Source organism: Salinispirillum marinum, from assembly GCF_042650105.1.
Lineage (GTDB): Bacteria > Pseudomonadota > Gammaproteobacteria > Pseudomonadales > Natronospirillaceae > Salinispirillum > Salinispirillum marinum.
Window position 1 is genome coordinate 444,974 of record NZ_JBHSAL010000001.1, and the last position, 16,095, is coordinate 461,068.

14 protein-coding genes and 1 tRNA gene are annotated in these 16,095 nt (G+C 53.4%); 7 read left to right on the top strand and 8 right to left on the bottom strand.

What is annotated here, in order from left to right; all coding sequences use genetic code 11:
- Positions 1–76: 76 nt before the first annotated feature.
- Entirely contained in the window at positions 77–1,906 is a 1,830-nt protein-coding gene (locus ACFOSD_RS02205; protein ID WP_380694056.1) for an ABC transporter ATP-binding protein, read from the top strand.
- 109 nt (positions 1,907–2,015) lie between these two features.
- Positions 2,016–2,795 (top strand): substrate-binding periplasmic protein, encoded by a 780-nt coding sequence (locus ACFOSD_RS02210; RefSeq protein ID WP_380694054.1) that lies wholly within the window; start codon positions 2,016–2,018, stop codon positions 2,793–2,795.
- Positions 2,796–2,869: 74 nt separating this feature from the next.
- Here the strand turns inward: ACFOSD_RS02210 and ACFOSD_RS02215 are convergent, their stop codons facing one another.
- Genes ACFOSD_RS02215 through ACFOSD_RS02225 form a run of 3 tightly spaced genes read right to left on the bottom strand, consistent with a single transcriptional unit; the run spans position 2,870 to position 4,420 of the window.
- The gene (locus tag ACFOSD_RS02215) at positions 2,870–3,211 is read right to left on the bottom strand and encodes a hypothetical protein (RefSeq protein WP_380694052.1); all 342 of its coding nucleotides are present in this window, start codon (positions 3,209–3,211) and stop codon (positions 2,870–2,872) included.
- The gene (locus ACFOSD_RS02220) at positions 3,208–3,765 is read right to left on the bottom strand and encodes an RNA polymerase sigma factor (protein WP_380694050.1); all 558 of its coding nucleotides are present in this window, start codon (positions 3,763–3,765) and stop codon (positions 3,208–3,210) included. Before ACFOSD_RS02220 ends, ACFOSD_RS02215 begins: the two co-directional genes overlap by 4 nt.
- Positions 3,766–3,769: 4 nt before the next feature.
- Positions 3,770–4,420, bottom strand: coding sequence for a DUF6249 domain-containing protein (locus tag ACFOSD_RS02225; protein WP_380694048.1), 651 nt, complete (start codon positions 4,418–4,420; stop codon positions 3,770–3,772).
- A 143-nt stretch (positions 4,421–4,563) separates the two neighbouring features.
- Between ACFOSD_RS02225 and ACFOSD_RS02230 the strand changes: the two genes are divergently transcribed.
- Positions 4,564–5,355 (top strand): GIN domain-containing protein, encoded by a 792-nt coding sequence (locus tag ACFOSD_RS02230; protein ID WP_380694045.1) that lies wholly within the window; start codon positions 4,564–4,566, stop codon positions 5,353–5,355.
- Positions 5,356–5,372: 17 nt separating this feature from the next.
- On the opposite strand, the gene ACFOSD_RS02235 is transcribed toward ACFOSD_RS02230, so the two are convergent.
- Positions 5,373–5,828 (bottom strand): YaiI/YqxD family protein, encoded by a 456-nt coding sequence (locus tag ACFOSD_RS02235; protein WP_380694964.1) that lies wholly within the window; start codon positions 5,826–5,828, stop codon positions 5,373–5,375.
- Between the two features lie 17 nt (positions 5,829–5,845).
- Positions 5,846–8,584 carry a cation-translocating P-type ATPase gene (locus ACFOSD_RS02240; protein ID WP_380694043.1) on the bottom strand — a complete coding sequence of 913 codons (2,739 nt, stop codon included), beginning with the start codon at positions 8,582–8,584 and terminating at the stop codon, positions 5,846–5,848.
- 188 nt (positions 8,585–8,772) lie between these two features.
- On the opposite strand from ACFOSD_RS02240, the gene ACFOSD_RS02245 reads away from it, so the two are divergent.
- Positions 8,773–9,216, top strand: coding sequence for a hypothetical protein (locus tag ACFOSD_RS02245; RefSeq protein ID WP_380694041.1), 444 nt, complete (start codon positions 8,773–8,775; stop codon positions 9,214–9,216).
- Positions 9,217–9,229: 13 nt separating this feature from the next.
- Here the strand turns inward: ACFOSD_RS02245 and ACFOSD_RS02250 are convergent, their stop codons facing one another.
- Complete coding sequence (locus tag ACFOSD_RS02250) at positions 9,230–10,657, bottom strand: MATE family efflux transporter (RefSeq protein WP_380694039.1); 1,428 nt, start codon at positions 10,655–10,657, stop codon at positions 9,230–9,232.
- Between the two features lie 180 nt (positions 10,658–10,837).
- Here ACFOSD_RS02250 and ACFOSD_RS02255 point away from each other — a divergent pair, with 180 nt between their 5' ends.
- The gene (locus ACFOSD_RS02255; RefSeq protein WP_380694036.1) at positions 10,838–12,004 is read left to right on the top strand and encodes an Lcl C-terminal domain-containing protein; all 1,167 of its coding nucleotides are present in this window, start codon (positions 10,838–10,840) and stop codon (positions 12,002–12,004) included.
- A gap of 63 nt (positions 12,005–12,067) precedes the next feature.
- Here ACFOSD_RS02255 and ACFOSD_RS02260 read toward each other — a convergent pair whose 3' ends face one another.
- Positions 12,068–14,086, bottom strand: a complete 2,019-nt coding sequence (locus ACFOSD_RS02260; protein WP_380694035.1) for a methyl-accepting chemotaxis protein — start codon at positions 14,084–14,086, stop codon at positions 12,068–12,070.
- Positions 14,087–14,376: 290 nt separating this feature from the next.
- On the opposite strand from ACFOSD_RS02260, the gene folE reads away from it, so the two are divergent.
- Positions 14,377–15,015, top strand: a complete 639-nt coding sequence (gene folE, locus ACFOSD_RS02265) for a GTP cyclohydrolase I FolE (RefSeq protein ID WP_380694031.1) — start codon at positions 14,377–14,379, stop codon at positions 15,013–15,015.
- 1 nt (position 15,016) lies between these two features.
- The gene (locus tag ACFOSD_RS02270) at positions 15,017–15,733 is read left to right on the top strand and encodes a tRNA1(Val) (adenine(37)-N6)-methyltransferase (protein ID WP_380694029.1); all 717 of its coding nucleotides are present in this window, start codon (positions 15,017–15,019) and stop codon (positions 15,731–15,733) included.
- A gap of 108 nt (positions 15,734–15,841) precedes the next feature.
- Here the strand turns inward: ACFOSD_RS02270 and ACFOSD_RS02275 are convergent.
- Positions 15,842–15,918, bottom strand: a tRNA-Met gene (locus ACFOSD_RS02275).
- Between the last annotated feature and the right edge of the window lie 177 nt (positions 15,919–16,095).

The window sequence follows — 16,095 nt, forward strand, 5'->3', positions numbered from 1 at the left end:
GTCAGCGGCAACGGGCGCTGAACTGGGCTATACTCCGCGTCCGATTTTGGTCTGTGACCCGCCTTGAGAAAACTCCATGCTGACGCTTTTTGAACGTTTTATTAAACCCTTTCCACCCGCCGAACCGGAGCAACCACCCGCGACCTTGGTGGCGTTTTGTCGGCACTACATGCGCGGCATGGAAGTGCCGTTGCTGATTATGTCGTTACTGACCGCGACGGTCGCCATCATCGAAGTCTCGTTGTTTGGCTTTCTCGGCCAACTGGTCGACTGGTTGGTGGACAAAAATCCGGAGACCTTCTTTCAAGAAGAAGGGCGGCGTTTGGCGTGGATGGGTTTGACGTTACTGATCATTTTGCCATCGGTCATCTTCCTGCACAGTGCGGTGGTGCACCAAACCCTGTTGGGTAATTTCCCCATGGTGATCCGTTGGCTGGCGCACCGCTATCTGCTGAAGCAAAGCTTGTCGTTTTATCAAAACGATTTCGCTGGGCGCATTGCCACCAAGGTGATGCAGACTTCTTTGTCCGTGCGTGAAACCGTAATGAAACTGCTCGATGTAATGGTGTATGTGGTGATTTATTTCACCACCATGATCATTCTGGTCGCGCAGGCCGACTCCCGCTTGGCCCTGCCTTTGGTCGGCTGGTTGACCGCTTACATCGCGGCGCAACTCTATTTTGTGCCGCGCCTGAAACGCGTATCTACCGAGCAAGCCGAGGCCCGCTCGATGATGACCGGACGCGTGGTGGACAGCTACACCAACATTCAAACCGTTAAACTCTTTGCCCACACCGACAGCGAAGGCGACTACGCACGCGACAGCATGGATGGCTTTCTGGATACCGTGTACCGGCAAATGCGTTTGGTTACCCTGTGGAATGTTACCGTGCAAACCATTAATTACACATTGGCCTTTGTGATTTCAGCGTTGTCACTGTGGCTCTGGTCGCTCAGCGCGATTTCGATTGGCGCGATTGCGATAGCCATTAGCTTGTCGCTGCGCTTGAACGGTATGGCGCAGTGGATTATGTGGGAGGTCAGCGGACTGTTTGAAAACATCGGCGCGGTGGCCGATGGTATGACCACGCTGTCGCATCCGCGTGATGTGGTGGATGCACCCGATGCCAAACCCTTAGTCGTAAACGCCGGTGAAGTGATCTTCGATCATGTGCGCTTTCATTACGGCAAAGAAAGTGGCGTGATGGAGGACCTATCCATTCACATCAAGCCCGGCGAAAAAGTTGGTTTGGTGGGCCGTTCCGGAGCCGGAAAATCGACCTTGGTGAATTTGTTGCTGCGTTTTCACGATGTCGAAGGCGGGCGCATTTTGATCGATGGGCAAAACATCCACGAGGTACAACAAGAAAGCCTACGCGCACATATTGGTATGGTGACGCAAGACACGTCCTTGCTGCACCGTTCGGTACGGGAGAACATTTTGTACGGCAAACCCAGCGCCAGCGAAGCTGAACTCCTCGCTGCGACACAGCAAGCCGAAGCGCATGAATTCATTCAAGAACTCAGTGACCCGCAAGGCCGCACCGGCTATGACGCCCAAGTGGGTGAGCGCGGCGTGAAATTATCTGGCGGACAGCGCCAGCGCATTGCCATTGCGCGCGTATTGCTGAAAGACGCACCCATTCTGGTGCTGGATGAAGCCACGTCCGCCTTGGACTCGGAAGTTGAAGCGGCCATTCAAAAAAGTCTCTACAAATTGATGGAAGGCAAAACCGTGATCGCCATTGCGCACCGCTTGTCCACCATTATGGCGATGGACCGTCTATTGGTGATGGATCAAGGGCAAATTGTCGAGGAAGGTACGCATGCCGAATTGGTGGCCAAGGGCGGCATTTATGCCCAACTGTGGGCACACCAAACGGGTGGGTTTCTCGGGGAAGACTGAGTACGGCGTGCAGGGTGGCGGTACCCGGCGTGGTTAACTATAGTAACAGCGTATAGATGCACGCGCAGAACGTGCACATTACGCTTACTCATCATTCAGGAACGTAGTTATGCAGTCCTCACTATTCCATGTTTTACCCGCGTTTTTACGGCGTTGGTGTGGTGCTCTGAGCTGCGTGCTGGGGCTCACTGCCATAAGCCACGCCAACGAACTGGCGATTGTCGGCACCGCCGAACCCCCACTGAAGATGCAACAGGCCGACCGTTTTACCGGTATCGATATCGACATTGTGAGCGAAGCCTTTCAACGCTTGGGTGTCGATCACCGGTTTATCCTGGTGGAGAGCGGTACGCGTATGTTGCACATGCTGAGCCAGGGGCAAGCGGATATGGGTTTGGTGTTGTCCCACAGCCCAGAGCGCGAAGCCATAGCCTACTACCCGGAAGAAAGCTATTTAGACCTCGACTGGAATTTCTTCATTCATCGCGACAATATCGGGCGAATTTATTTCCACAGCTTCGAAGACTTGCAAGGCTTGCGCATTGGCGCCACCCAAGGCTATGCCTATACAGAAGCGTTTTGGAACGCGGGATTGGAACTCGATATGGTCACCCAAAATGACCTGCAACTGGCGAAACTACGTGCCGGCCGCATTGATGCCGTAGCCTTGAATACCATTGCCACGCGCTATGAGCTCGGCCTATTAGGTTGGCGCGATGAAATCACTTACGTGAATCCGCCGTTACGGTCTGCTACTTACTACAACGTTTTTTCCAAAGCCAGCACCTACCCTAACTTGCCACAACTGGTGGTGGACTACAGTCAAACCATTGCAGCCATGAAGGCAGACGGCACCATCGATCGAATCAAAATGCGCTATTTGGAATAGCCGAACAGAAAGGGGCACGTTTCTCTCATCAACTAAACCTCCTGGCTCAGCACTTCCCATCCCAGCACATCTTGTCAAAGCACCTTCATATCACGCGCCAACCAAGCCCCGCAACCGACCAGCAAACCGGCCGACACCATGGCGCCGACCGTGAGTAAGCTGAGCGTATCGCCGGCCGAGAGCCACGCCCACACATCACGCAAGCGCAACCATGGCTGACCTTGCAACAGTACAACAGCACTGACCAACAGCGGTGGAATCGCCAACAAACCACGATACTCTGCCGACGACGATGCGCCCGATTCGCTGGGCAGCGCCGCTAACACCCCGGCGGTGAAGCCATTGTCTTCCACATAGGTTTGCTGGGCCTTTAATTGCTTGGCCAGTTGTTGCTCCCATGCCTTATCGATGTTCATGCCTCGTGCCCCCAGGTCGCCAACAGGCGACTCAATGTTTGCTTCCCACGCAAGATGTGGGTTTTCACCGTACCGACAGGTACACCCATAATATCGGCCACCTCGCGGTGCGAAAAGCCGTCCGCGAAACACAATTCGATCGCCCATTGTTGCGGCGCACTCAACTGTTTCATGGCGCGGGTGAGGTCGCGCGTTTGGGTCAGTTGATCAGCCATCGTTAGCGCGTTGTCATCACCTTCCTGTTCATTTTCCACCATCACATCCCAATCCACCCATTCCGGTTGCTGCCGACGCCACTGACTGGCGGCCAGATTGAAGGCTATACGGTACAACCATGTACTCAGCTTACCGTCGCCACGAAATGCGGGCAGTGCCGCATAGGCTTTAATGAAGGTTTCTTGAGCGAGATCATCGCCCAGTGCCTCATCGCCATTGCACAGGCGGCGCGTCCACTGGCGCACGGTGGACTGATGTCGCAAGACCAATTGCGAATAGGCATGGCGATCCTGCCGTTTGACCACGCGCTCGATCAGCGCGGCGTCCGTTATCGACATCCGATTATCCTTGCTCCGTCGACCGGTCGACCCAGCGCCACAGGCATACCTGAGCCACCCCAATGCTCATGGGGATAAACCCCAATGACCCGACATCAAATCCCGCCAACATTCCCAGCGGCAGCAGAACAGCAAAGCCCAAGCCGATATTACGCACACCACGGCGTAGGTTATTATTTTCGGCCACGACTTCATCGCCCGGCAGTAAGGCATCCGGCAGTTCGCGCCCGGCTTCTAAGGCTTTCAATATAATCTGCGCCCGCAACTCGGTACGTCGAGCCTTGCTACGATAATGCAAAACGGCCACCACAATCACCACCAGCACGGGTCCGCCAAACAGAAAGATAATACCGAACAAGGGAATTAACATAGAAAAGGCCACATCATTGGAGCTGCGCGCTATGGCCTCTCGAATGGGTGCGGAAAGCTCGGTGTTTTGGCTCGACTGCGCTGCACCATCATTCGGGATCAGTGGTTCGATCCGCACAGGCTGCCCGGTTGGGTAAACGTCGGTGGCCGAAATACCACCCTGTTGATCCGCCACCGCCGGCACACTTTGTAGACCTAAACCGACTACGGCAAATAGAAGCGTCAAGCCATAGCGCACCCTTGCACCAAACCATCTTACCGGGGGTGAAACATGCTGCGACCACATAAATAATTCCTCATCATTAATGTCTTCTCTTTGACGACAGCGGACACCTGTTTAGATTCAAAAAATATTTTTCTTTTTGTTGAATCCAAAACTAGACTGAATCGCATCTTAACGTGGACATTAATCACATTATAGGAAGTTCCATGATCTTTCCCCTTTGGCGACTGCACGTTCTATTTTTGTCCACCTTATTGGTATTTGCCTACCAATCCGCGCTGGCGGATACCTTGCGTCAGGAATACCCCATTGCCGATGTGCGTTCCGTATCAGTCGGCAATGCCGCCCACCTGACCCTTCGACAAGGTGACCGCGAAACATTGTATGTTGAAGCCACGGAAAACGGACTCGCCCGCGTTGAAGTCACCCAACGAGGCGATGAGTTAACGCTGGGCGTCAGCTCAGGCAAGCGCTTTTTCTGGTCTTGGTTCAACCGGAATGCGGACCGCGTACACTTCGTTTTGGAAGTGCGTGATCTGGAACATTTGCACGTATCAGGTGCCGTAGAAGCCTGGGTTGAGGCCATTGATACCGACACCTTTCGCCTACAAGTCAGTGGCGCCAGTGAAGTCAATGTCGGCTTGTTGCAAGCGGAAACGGCGCGCGTACAAGCCTCCGGCGCCAGCCAGGTGACCATTGACCGCCTGCATACGCAAAGCTTGGATGCCGACGCATCCGGCGCCTCACAGATCACCTTAGCCAACGGTGAGCCGATGGCCTTGTTGATCGCTCAGGCCAGCGGGGCCAGCCAAATAGAAGCCCACAACCTGCCCACCACGGAAGCCAATGTCGCCGTGAGTGGTGCCTCAAAGGCACAGGTCCATGCGCTCGAACAACTGAACGTCGAAGCCAGTGGTGCCTCACGCGTGGACTATCTCGGCAACCCGCGCATTCAGCAACGCACGTCAGGCGCGAGTAACGTGCGGGCGGTACGCTGAAATCACCTAGGTAAACGCTATTTTGCCGACACATGCTTGGCTAAAAAGCGGTCCAAGCTGTCGGCAAAGGCCTTTCGGTCGTTTTGATTGAGAGCCGCCGGGCCACCCGTGTGCACACCGCTGGCACGCAGATTCTCCATAAAGTCACGCATGTTGAGGCGTGCCTTTATGTTTTGTGTGGTGTACAGCTCGCCACGCGGGTTTAGGGCATGGCCGCCCTTCTCAATCACTTCGGCCGCCAAGGGAATGTCGGCCGTAATCACCAAATCGCCCGCGTTTAACCGCCGCACGATTTCATTATCGGCCACGTCAAAACCTTGCCCCACTCGCAGGCTATCGATCCACTGCGACGGTGGCGTCTTCATCGGCTGGTTTGCCACCAGCGTCATGGGCACCCCAACGCGCTCCGCCGCCCGGAACAAGATTTCCTTGATTACGCTTGGACAGGCATCGGCGTCGACCCATATTTTCATGGTTGCTTTATTGCTCGTCATGACTGTGCAAACCGCCGCCACAACCATTTTTCTGCTTCTACCAATAGCAGTACCAACACCCCGTACACCAGCATCATGACCCAGTGAGCCAGGCTTATGGGTGCGCTGTAAAACAGCAGGTTCATGATGGGGGTATATACAAAAGCCAGTTGCGCCAACATCATGGCGGCAATGCCGTACCAAATCCACGGATTCGACAACCACGGCAGGTGAAATACACTGCCCCGCAGTGAACGACAGTTCAGCAGAAATACACTTTGCACCACAACGAATAGGGTAACGGCTAAGGTTCGGGCGACGGCTTCCGTTTCGCCTTGCGCTAACGCCCATTGAAAGAGCCCAAACGCACCCAGCAGCAACCAGGTGCTCACGGAGACCACCCGCAGAATCATTTCCCACGTCAGCAGTGGTGCGTCCGGTGATCTAGGCGCGCGGGCCATCAGCCCCGTCTCTTTGGGTTCAAAGGCTAACATTAAGCCAAGAAAAACGGCGGCGGTGGTGTTCAACCACAAGGCTTGCACCGGCAATACCGGCAGGGCGGTGCCGAGCAGAATGGCCACCATGATGACAAAACCCTGCCCCAGGTTGGTCGGCAACACCCAGGTGATGAACTTCACTAGGTTGTCAAAAACGTTACGTCCTTCTTCGACGGCACCGGCTATGGTGGCAAAGTTATCATCCGTCAACACCATGGCCGCCGCTTCTTTCGCCACTTCGGTACCGCCCTTACCCATGGCGATTCCAATATCCGCTTGTTTGAGGGCGGGGGCATCATTCACCCCGTCGCCAGTCATCGCCACGACATGCCGTTTGGCTTGCAGTGCGGTCACCAGTTTTAACTTTTGTTCGGGGGCTACCCGCGCAAAGACCGCCACCTGTTCCACTTCTTGTAAAAGTTCATGGTCGCTCAGGGCGGACAATTGTTGCCCGGTCAATACACGGTGTTCTTGAACGTCTGCTTGAACGTATGAGTGACGGGCGATACCCATTTGCTCGGCGATGGCTTTCGCGGTCAACGTATGATCACCGGTGATCATCTTCACTTGAATGCCCGCTTGCTGGCAGGCATGAACGGCACGTATGGCTTCTGCACGGGGCGGGTCGATCATGGCTTGCAAGCCGACAAAGGTCAGGTCTGGCAGCGTGTCGGTGGCCATTAAATCCACCAGGGTTGGCGCATCGGCAGCAATACGCGCGTGCGCAACCGCCAAGACACGCAGGCCCTGGGTCGCCAAGGCTTCTACTTGCGCCAATACCTGATCTGCGGACAACGGTTGTGTGATTCCATCGGGCGCCATGGCTTGGGTGCACCGCTGCAAAATGCGCTCAACCGAACCTTTAAAAACAACGCGATGTTCATCCTTAGACTCTACATCAAGGTGCCTTGTTGCCATATATTGCTGGTCAGACTCAAAGGGTAGCACATCCACTCGGGGCATCCGTTGGACACAATCCTGCAACGACAAGCCGCCCTTTACCGCCGCCACCAACATAGCCCCTTCGGTCGGGTCACCCTGTATATCCCAAATACCCTCATGCTGTGTCCACTGCGAGTCATTGCAAAGCACACCACCGCTCAATAGGGCTTGCAGCGCCTCGGGCAGCGGCTTCACGACCTTGCCATCGGCGTCACGAATATCGCCTTCCGGCTGATAGCCAGACCCGCTCACACGATAGGTTTGCCCGCCCGCGTACAGGTACTGCACCGTCATTTGGTTTTCCGTAAGGGTGCCTGTTTTGTCGGAACAAATAATGGTGGTTGAGCCAAGGGTTTCGACAGCGGGCAATTTGCGCACAATGGCATGACGTCGTGCCATGCGCCTTACCCCAATCGCCAGTGTTATGGTCACTACCGCGGGCAAACCCTCAGGTATAGCGGCCACAGATAAGGCCACCGCCGCGATAAAGGTATCCACCCAATATTGTCCACGGGCCAACCCAACTGCAAAGGTGAGTGCCGCGAGGGTGAGAATCACCCATAACAAAATTTTGCTGAAGGCCTGAATCTTCTTCGTCAAAGGCGTTTCAAGCGTCACGGCGTTGTTGATTAAGCGCGCGATCTTACCCGTTTCCGTTTGATCACCGGTTGCTATAACAACGCCAGTGGCTTGACCATATGTCACCAGTGTACTGGCAAAAGCCATATTAATGCGGTCGGCCAGCACGGTGTCTTTGGCTAGACTGACGCGTTGTTTTTGTACCGCGACCGATTCTCCGGTCAGCGCAGATTCATCCACCTGAAGATTTCGATTTTCAATCAACCGCACATCCGCTGGCACTTTGTCGCCAGACGCCAACAATACAATATCGCCGGGTACGAGTTCATCGGCCGGTACGGTGTGCTTTTTACCGTTACGCACCACCACCGCATTGGCAGACAACATTTGTCGTAATGAATTTAAGGCTTGCTCTGCCTTGGATTCTTGCAGATAGCCAATCATCGCATTCACCAACACGACGGAAAAAATGACCACCGAATCGATATATTCACGTAATAGGAAAGTAACTGCGGTAGACAACAGTAAAATATAAATCAGCGGATTATGAAGTTGCAGCAAAAAGCGCTTAATGGCTGATGTGGTTTTTTGTGTTGAGATACGGTTAAATCCAAACAAGCGTTGTCGCTCTGCCACATCCTCGGTACTTAAACCGCGGTGATGATGGCTGCGCACTTCCGCCAACACATCTTCCTCGGCCAAGTGGTGCCATAGCGCTTGGGGTAACGGTAAACTCATGATTTCTGCTCAGAACCTTTAATATCAATAAATGCTAACACACATTGTTATGGTAATAGGTGATAGAGATCAAACATCGTTTTCGTTGCCGTCTCGAAAAGCCTACTAGCCATCATTCTTATCTTGCGCTATCGTTTCGTTTTTAATTGCCACTCCCTTTCACTTAACTTGTATTTAACGAGGCCCGTGTGAGTATTTCTGCCTTAGATCAGAAGCTGGACATGTACCGTTCGGAATTAAAACGCTTGGAAGAAGCGCGTACTGCAATTGCAGAAAAAGAAGAGCGTACGCAAAAAATTATTACCGACATGGAAGATGCTTGCAAAGCGTTAGATATCCCCGTTGAAGAGATATTTCGGCGCTTGGAAAAACGTATTGAACGCTGGATTAAATCACGCAGTAACGAAGATGAAGGTATTCACCAACATTTGAAGAGTTATTACGCGCGGGTTATCAGCGAAGGGCATAAAGAAAAGGCTAAGGCGCGTCCGGCAGAACCTAAGTTACCGACCGGCACTTATTTGAACCCTTATACTCAGGAAACGCTGGAGAAGCGGACCCGTACACCGGCTCAGCTCAGTGAATGGGTCAGTATCTACGGCTTAGGAACGGTAGAAACCTGGCGTCGCTGATCGGGCTCCGCGCTCAGCGTGCTTGAAAGCGCAACAGTCGAGTCGTTAGCAGGATACTGGCGGTGGTTAAACCCGCCGTCAGACCAATCCAAAACCCTGGCGCGCCAATCGGTGCATCGGTCAGCCATGGGGTAAAGGTGAGCACATACCCCAAGGGCAAGCAGATCGCCCAGAACGACAACAGCATAATAAACATCGGAATGCGCGTATCACGATAACCGCGCAAAGCGCTGATCGCCGTAACCTGCACCACGTCCGCAATTTGGAAGACCGCACCAAACACCAGCAATTGGGTGGCAACCTGCCGCACGGCCGTATCTTGCGTATACAGACTCGCCAAGAGATCGCGTGAAAAGAAGAGCAGCGGCGCGTAAACCAAGGCGATCCCAAGTGCCAGAACAATCGCACTGCGCCCCAACAAACGGGCTGTGTCCGGTGCCTTAGCACCCACTAAAAAACTGATGCGCAAGGTCAACGCCATGCCCAAACTGAGCGGTACCATAAACAACAACGACACGACGTTTAAAACGATTTGATGTCCCGCCACCACCACAGCCCCCAGCGGGGCCAAAAACAAGGCGATCACGGCAAACATGCTGGCTTCAACAAATATCGTAAAACCGATGGGCACCCCAAGCCGCAGCAAGCGCCCAATGGATGTCCGGCTGGGTTTCGCCCAATCCCGCAACAAATGGAATTGGGCATAAAGCTTACTGCGATTGAGATATAACAGCAGCGCCAACAAGGATACCCACTGCGATATCGCGGTAGCCCAACCACAGCCTACGCCGCCCATGGCGGGCAAGCCAAATTTGCCGTAAATCAAAACATAGTTCAGTGGCAAATTAACCGCCGTGCCCAGCAGGGAAAACGCCATAAAGGTGCGGGTGTGGCCCAAACCGTCGGTCAGGCCGCGCAAAGCGACCAACAGCAACAACGCCGGCACGCCCAGAGAAAACGAGCGCAGATAGCCCTCGGTAATGGAGGCCGTTTGCAGGTCCATTTGCAACAACACCAACACGGGCTTCACATTAAACAGCAACCCGATCATTAACACTGCACAGCCCAAGGCAACATAGATTCCCTGCCAGGTCATGGGCATGATGTGTTCTGACTGGCGAGCCCCGCGATGACCGGAAATCATCGGCTGGAGAGCACTCAATAACCCCATGAAGAACAGAAACAGCGGCGACCACAAGCTGCTCCCAATGCCCACGCCCGCCAAATCACTGGCACTGTAATTACCGGCCATGATGGTATCAATCACGCCATTGGCCATTTGTGCCAACTGCGCAACCAAGATAGGCGCGCCCAATAAAGCCAGCGTTTTCCACTCGGTGAACGTGCGTACTAAGGTGCTTTGCTGAGCTTGCGGAATGGGTTGATGATCCTGATCCAAACGAATACCTAATGCCTGTAGTGGTTCAATAAACTTGGCCATCCAGTCAACCGACCGGACAGGCGGCACACTATACTCCACTCCATGCGAACGGCCAATTATCGTATTAATGGAATGGCCACCATGTGGCACGCATGACAAAATGTGCTCAGTTTTCCCTACCCATGGCCGACAAAGAGCCATAGCGTCTATAATCGTCTGAATTTGGATTTTGAGGTAAGCATGACCACTCGCAATACTGTGCTGTCCCATGGGTTATCGCTAATGGTTGCCTTGTTGCTCAGTAGCGGCGTTTTGGCCGATCGCCACCGGCTACCGGCTGGCACGCTATCTGAACGCTATGTTCCCTTAGAAAATGGCAGCATTATTTATGACTTGGTTACCGAATTGGAGTGGATGCGGTGCAGCGTTGGGCAAACATGGAACACGCAACAACAGCGTTGCTTGGGCACACCATCCAGCATGACATGGGCCGAAGCTCAGGCTATGCGTCGCCCTACCGGCTGGCAGGTACCGAACATAGCCGAATTGCGTTCATTGGTGTACTGCTCCACCAATCAACCGGTGCGCTTTGACCCGATGGAAAATGGGGTGTCCTGTATCGGTGATTACAGCTCTCCCACCATTCTCGCCCAAGCATTCCCGGACACCATAGAAGGGCATTATTGGTCGGCCAGCAACGCCGACGCTCAAGGCTTTGCCGGATGGTATGTTAATTTTTCCAGCGGCACATCCTTATCCAAGCGCATTGATCTGCCCAGTCATGTCCGCTGGGTCCGTAAAGGTTATCCGGTCGAATTACCTGACCCGCCGCCACTGCCGGCTCGGGCCAGCACCCCCACTGCACCAGCTTCAAGTACCGTCACACCGTCTGCACAACCGACCACAGCGCCCCGTCGCCTGAGCCCTGAAGAGCGTTTTACGGTAGCCCAGGAAGGCCACATCGCGCAGGATTTGGAAACCGGTTTGATGTGGCAGCGTTGCAGCCTAGGCCAGCAATGGAACGCGGATGCAGAGCAATGTTCGGGCGATGCCACGACCCTACAATGGGATGAACTAGCGTCCATCAATTCTGACCTAGCGGGTTTTGACGACTGGCGTGTACCCACCGTTACTGAATTGCGCGCCTTGGTTTATTGCTCCACCGGGCAGCCAGCCCGATTGGGTATGCCAGAGAACTTCACCACCTGTGCAGGCAACTACCAACGTCCAACCATCATGGTCGGCCCCTTCGTGAACACAGAACCCACGTGGTATTGGAGCAGCACACCGTTGCGTAACCCCGACTACTCGGCATGGAGTGTGTCGTTCTATTCAGGCTCGGTCTATTATGCCTACAAACACTTTGGCTATCCCGTGCGCTTGGTCAGAGGGCCGTTCGCCGAATAGTTTACCGGCAATAAAAAAGCCCAAGAATCATCTTGGGCTTTTTTGTGACGTACTTACTCGGGGTTAAAACTTAAAACGACCGACTAAGGCTTCTTGTTCGTGTGTTAATGCCGCCAGTTGCTCGAACGTATCGGCATTCCTCGACGCATTGTTAACAACCTGATCCGCCATATCCGCAATCACCACCGTATTATTGGCCACTTCACCCGCCACCACTTTCTGTTCATTGACCGCATTGGCGATGTGATGAATCATTTCCGACATGCGCGCCAATGAACCCAGTATTTCGCCGATGGACTGTCCGGTTTTCTCCGATTCACTGACCACCACCTGCGACTGTTCACGGTTCTGCGACATCAAACCAACGGCCTCTTGCGAACGTGACTGCAAGGCTTCAATCATTTGATAGATTTCTTCGGTCGACTTTTGCGTTTTGCTCGCCAGGTCTCGCACTTCATCGGCAACAACGGCAAAACCTCTGCCCTGCTCACCCGCGCGCGCCGCTTCGATCGCTGCATTCAGTGCCAACAAGTTCGTTTGTTCGGCAATGCCTTTGATCACCGCCAAAATGTTGCCGATGTTTTCGGATTCCTTATTCAGCGCATCGATGACGCCACTGGCTTTTTGCAAATTACCTTCCAAGGTCTGAATAGCTTGTAAGCTGATGTCCATGTTGTGCTGGCCATCACGCGCTTCTTTATTTACTCGATCCACCTCCGCCAAGGTACCGCTAGCACTGTTCGCTACTTCTTGCGTGGCGGACTCCATCTCGGTTACTGCCGTCGCCACCAGGTCGGTTTGCTCTTTTTGCTCGCGCAGTTTTTGGCGACTGGACGCCGTGGTCGTCATCACCTGTTGCGTTACCGCGTTCACTTCCGCCGAGGTTTGCCCAATGCCTTGCAAAATATCCCGCAAATGACGCAAGAGATTATTGATGCCATCGCCAATGGCGGTGAACTCGTCCTGCCCTTTCAAGCGGACTTGGTGGCTCAAATCACCCGCCGAAATCTCTTTCAACACGGTGACGATTTGATTCAGCGGTTTGCGTATGCTGCGAATGAGACCAAAGACAATGAACAGTGCCAACAACAGTGAGACTGCGTAGGTACCGACGATAGCCACCTGCGCTTGCTGGGCATCGCTCGCTAACTCACTTTGCAGCGCATTCGAGCGCTCGGCAATTTGATCGCTCAGGCGCTGCAGTGCGGCCACGCCACCGTTAATGTCGTTGGCAATGGCGGCTTGCAAGCGGTTGGACTCGGCCTGCAACTGCAGGCGTTGGATGTTGAGGGCTAAGGTACCATCGTCAGCGTTAACCGCACGGTCCAATACCGTGACGAAGCGCCCAAGCCGGTCAAACAATACGGTATTGGAATCTTCTAGCCGCTCAATCCTGACTTGAGTATTTTGCAGTTCGCCCTGTAAAAACTCACGCAGCTCAATCAGTTCCTGTACCGAGGTCATGGTATTGCTGTTTGTCACTTCGGTACGTACCAGGTCAATCTTGTCACGCACATATTGCGTATCTGCGCCTATTGCGCTGGCTTCTCGCGTCGTTTGCTGGCTTAGAACTTCCATGACCCGATCGACCACCCGCATTTCATTCGGAAAGGCTAACCACCGTGAAGCTTCGCCTTGAACTTCGGCAAAGTAGGCGTCATCCGCAGCCAACAGTTCAGAACGAATGGCCAGCTGCCGTTCACCAAGCTCAATCAGCGATTGCAGCAGACCATTGGCTTGATTCAATTCATTTTGCAGTGCATCCATGCCGTCGGTCTGGGCCACGAGCGTATCCAGTAATAAACCATATTGCTCGACTTCGCGTGCAAACTCCGCCTCATAAACCGTCAACAGCTCAACGTTTTGTTCGCTGGCGTGTTGGGCCACGGCTTTGTTGATGTTCTGCGCCGTAATCATCAAGGCATAGCCTGACTGCAGTTGGGGCAACACGTCACCCGTAATTTCCGACATACTGCGTTGCATGGTTTGCTGGCTGCGCAGTGCAGCCACGCCGATCACCGTCATTAAAACCAACAACAAGAGAAAACCGAGACCCGTACGCCGTACTACGGTCATTTTCATAACGTACACTCCACTTGAGTCAACACCAACGAAGGACCATTTCAGCCATCTTAACCGATTAAGAAACAATAAAGATTTCAGCAGCGTTAGAGAATGAAAATGGCTTTTTACGTCGTTTTTGTTTTTGTTTGTCGTTTTACGGCGCACCCATGGCTCGCCGTACGTTGACAATATAGTCCATTCCAGGCCAAAGCAGAAACTTTTCTACGACAGATTTATGTCATCATTCGGTAATCCAGCGCCTGATGTTGTATCGTATTCAGACAAAACAAACGCCATGCGGTGATCTTATGATGTCAAATGAAGCCCAGAAAGTTCGTGATACGCTCATTGAACGAGGTCTTGAGACGCCCCTACTACCTAATCAACTGGACCGGGATGCAAAATATGAGCGCATTCGTGGCTTAATGACTGAAGTGGTAAGCACCTTAGGTTTAGACTTGAACGACGACAGTTTGGCCGAGACGCCCCATCGCATCGCCAAGATGTACGTTGATGAAATTTTCGCTGGGCTGGATTACGCCAACTTCCCCAAGATGTCGTTGATTGAGAACAAAATGGGTGTCGAGGAAATGGTGAAGGTGAAGGACATCAGCGTCATCAGCACCTGCGAACACCACTTTGTGACCATCGACGGACGGGCGAGAGTTGCCTACATCCCCGCCGACAAAGTCATTGGCCTGTCAAAAATTAACCGCATCGTGCGTTTTTTTGCCCAGCGCCCGCAAGTGCAAGAACGGTTAACGCAGCAAGTGTTGGTCGCCTTGCAAACGCTGCTTGAAACCGACAATGTTGCTGTGAGCATAGAAGCCACACACTATTGCGTGAAATCGCGCGGCATTATGGACGCCAACTCAACCACGGAAACCACTGCGTTGGGTGGTATATTCAAGACCAATGCCACCACGCGCAATGAGTTCTTGAATTGATGTGACCACTGCAACACCACCGTTCCACTGCAAACAATTTACCGTTCAGCATGACCGTTGTGCAATGAAAGTGGGTACGGACGCCTTGCTCCTTGGTGCATGGGCTGAAGTGCCCGAACTCGGCGCGGTGCTGGATATCGGTGCAGGCAGTGGGATTCTGAGCTTGATGGTGGCGCAACGTACCTCGGGTTCCGTTGCCATCACCGGTATAGAGCTTGATCAAGACGCCACCCAACAAGCCGCAGACAATGCGGCACAGAGTCCATGGCAGGAGCGCATAGCGTTCCTGCAAGGCGACGTGCTCTCGTGGCAAGCCCCCAGTCGCTATGACATGATTATCTCTAACCCACCGTTTTTCAGCGACAGCTTGGGTTCACCGAAAGCCGCTCGGCAACAGGCCCGTCATGCCGACAGCTTGCCTTTCCACGCAATGATTAAACGAGTGACGGAGTGGCTGACACCTAACGGGCAATTCAGTTTTATCTTGCCTGTTTCGAGTGCGCAACAGCTCATTGCTTTAGCGGAACCCTTAGGTTGGCATGTACGACGCCACTGTGCAGTGCAATCAACGCCAGACAAAACCGCGCATCGTTGGATGGTCAGTTTAGTGCGCCAGGCCTGTGCCACCGACGTTACGACCTTAACCATCAAAGATGCCACCCATGCGTACAGCGCGGAGTACCGAGCCCTACTGCGAGATTTTTATCTTCGCTTCTAAACCAACGACCTTCCTGCGGTTATTAAGAGCCGAGCCCGACCTTCCTTACGGCCAATACTCATACGCAACAAAAAACCCGATACGCTTTCGCATATCGGGTTCTCTAATTGGTAGCGGGAGCTGGATTTGAACCAACGACCTTCGGGTTATGAGCCCGACGAGCTACCAGACTGCTCCATCCCGCATCAAACTGTTTTGCCCCTTCTGGTGGGTGCTTGGCTCTGAATCTCAGTGCCGCGCTGCAATGTGGGCGTATACTAATGTCGACTCTGCATCTTGTCAATAACCCTTTGAATTTATTTGGAAAATAATTCTATCCACGCTTTTGTGGTCCATCCTTTTAAACCGAAGCCTGAACAGAA

Excerpts from the sequence above, each read along its gene's own strand:
- ACFOSD_RS02205 (WP_380694056.1), top strand. The coding sequence starts at position 77 with ATGCTGACGCTTTTTGAACGTTTTATTAAACCCTTTCCACCCGCCGAA.
- ACFOSD_RS02210 (WP_380694054.1), top strand. The coding sequence starts at position 2,016 with ATGCAGTCCTCACTATTCCATGTTTTACCCGCGTTTTTACGGCGTTGG.
- ACFOSD_RS02215 (WP_380694052.1), bottom strand. The coding sequence starts at position 3,211 with ATGAACATCGATAAGGCATGGGAGCAACAACTGGCCAAGCAATTAAAG.
- ACFOSD_RS02220 (WP_380694050.1), bottom strand. The coding sequence starts at position 3,765 with ATGTCGATAACGGACGCCGCGCTGATCGAGCGCGTGGTCAAACGGCAG.
- ACFOSD_RS02225 (WP_380694048.1), bottom strand. The coding sequence starts at position 4,420 with ATGTGGTCGCAGCATGTTTCACCCCCGGTAAGATGGTTTGGTGCAAGG.
- ACFOSD_RS02230 (WP_380694045.1), top strand. The coding sequence starts at position 4,564 with ATGATCTTTCCCCTTTGGCGACTGCACGTTCTATTTTTGTCCACCTTA.
- ACFOSD_RS02235 (WP_380694964.1), bottom strand. The coding sequence starts at position 5,828 with ATGAAAATATGGGTCGACGCCGATGCCTGTCCAAGCGTAATCAAGGAA.
- ACFOSD_RS02240 (WP_380694043.1), bottom strand. The coding sequence starts at position 8,584 with ATGAGTTTACCGTTACCCCAAGCGCTATGGCACCACTTGGCCGAGGAA.
- ACFOSD_RS02250 (WP_380694039.1), bottom strand. The coding sequence starts at position 10,657 with ATGGCCAAGTTTATTGAACCACTACAGGCATTAGGTATTCGTTTGGAT.
- ACFOSD_RS02255 (WP_380694036.1), top strand. The coding sequence starts at position 10,838 with ATGACCACTCGCAATACTGTGCTGTCCCATGGGTTATCGCTAATGGTT.
- ACFOSD_RS02260 (WP_380694035.1), bottom strand. The coding sequence starts at position 14,086 with ATGAAAATGACCGTAGTACGGCGTACGGGTCTCGGTTTTCTCTTGTTG.
- folE (WP_380694031.1), top strand. The coding sequence starts at position 14,377 with ATGATGTCAAATGAAGCCCAGAAAGTTCGTGATACGCTCATTGAACGA.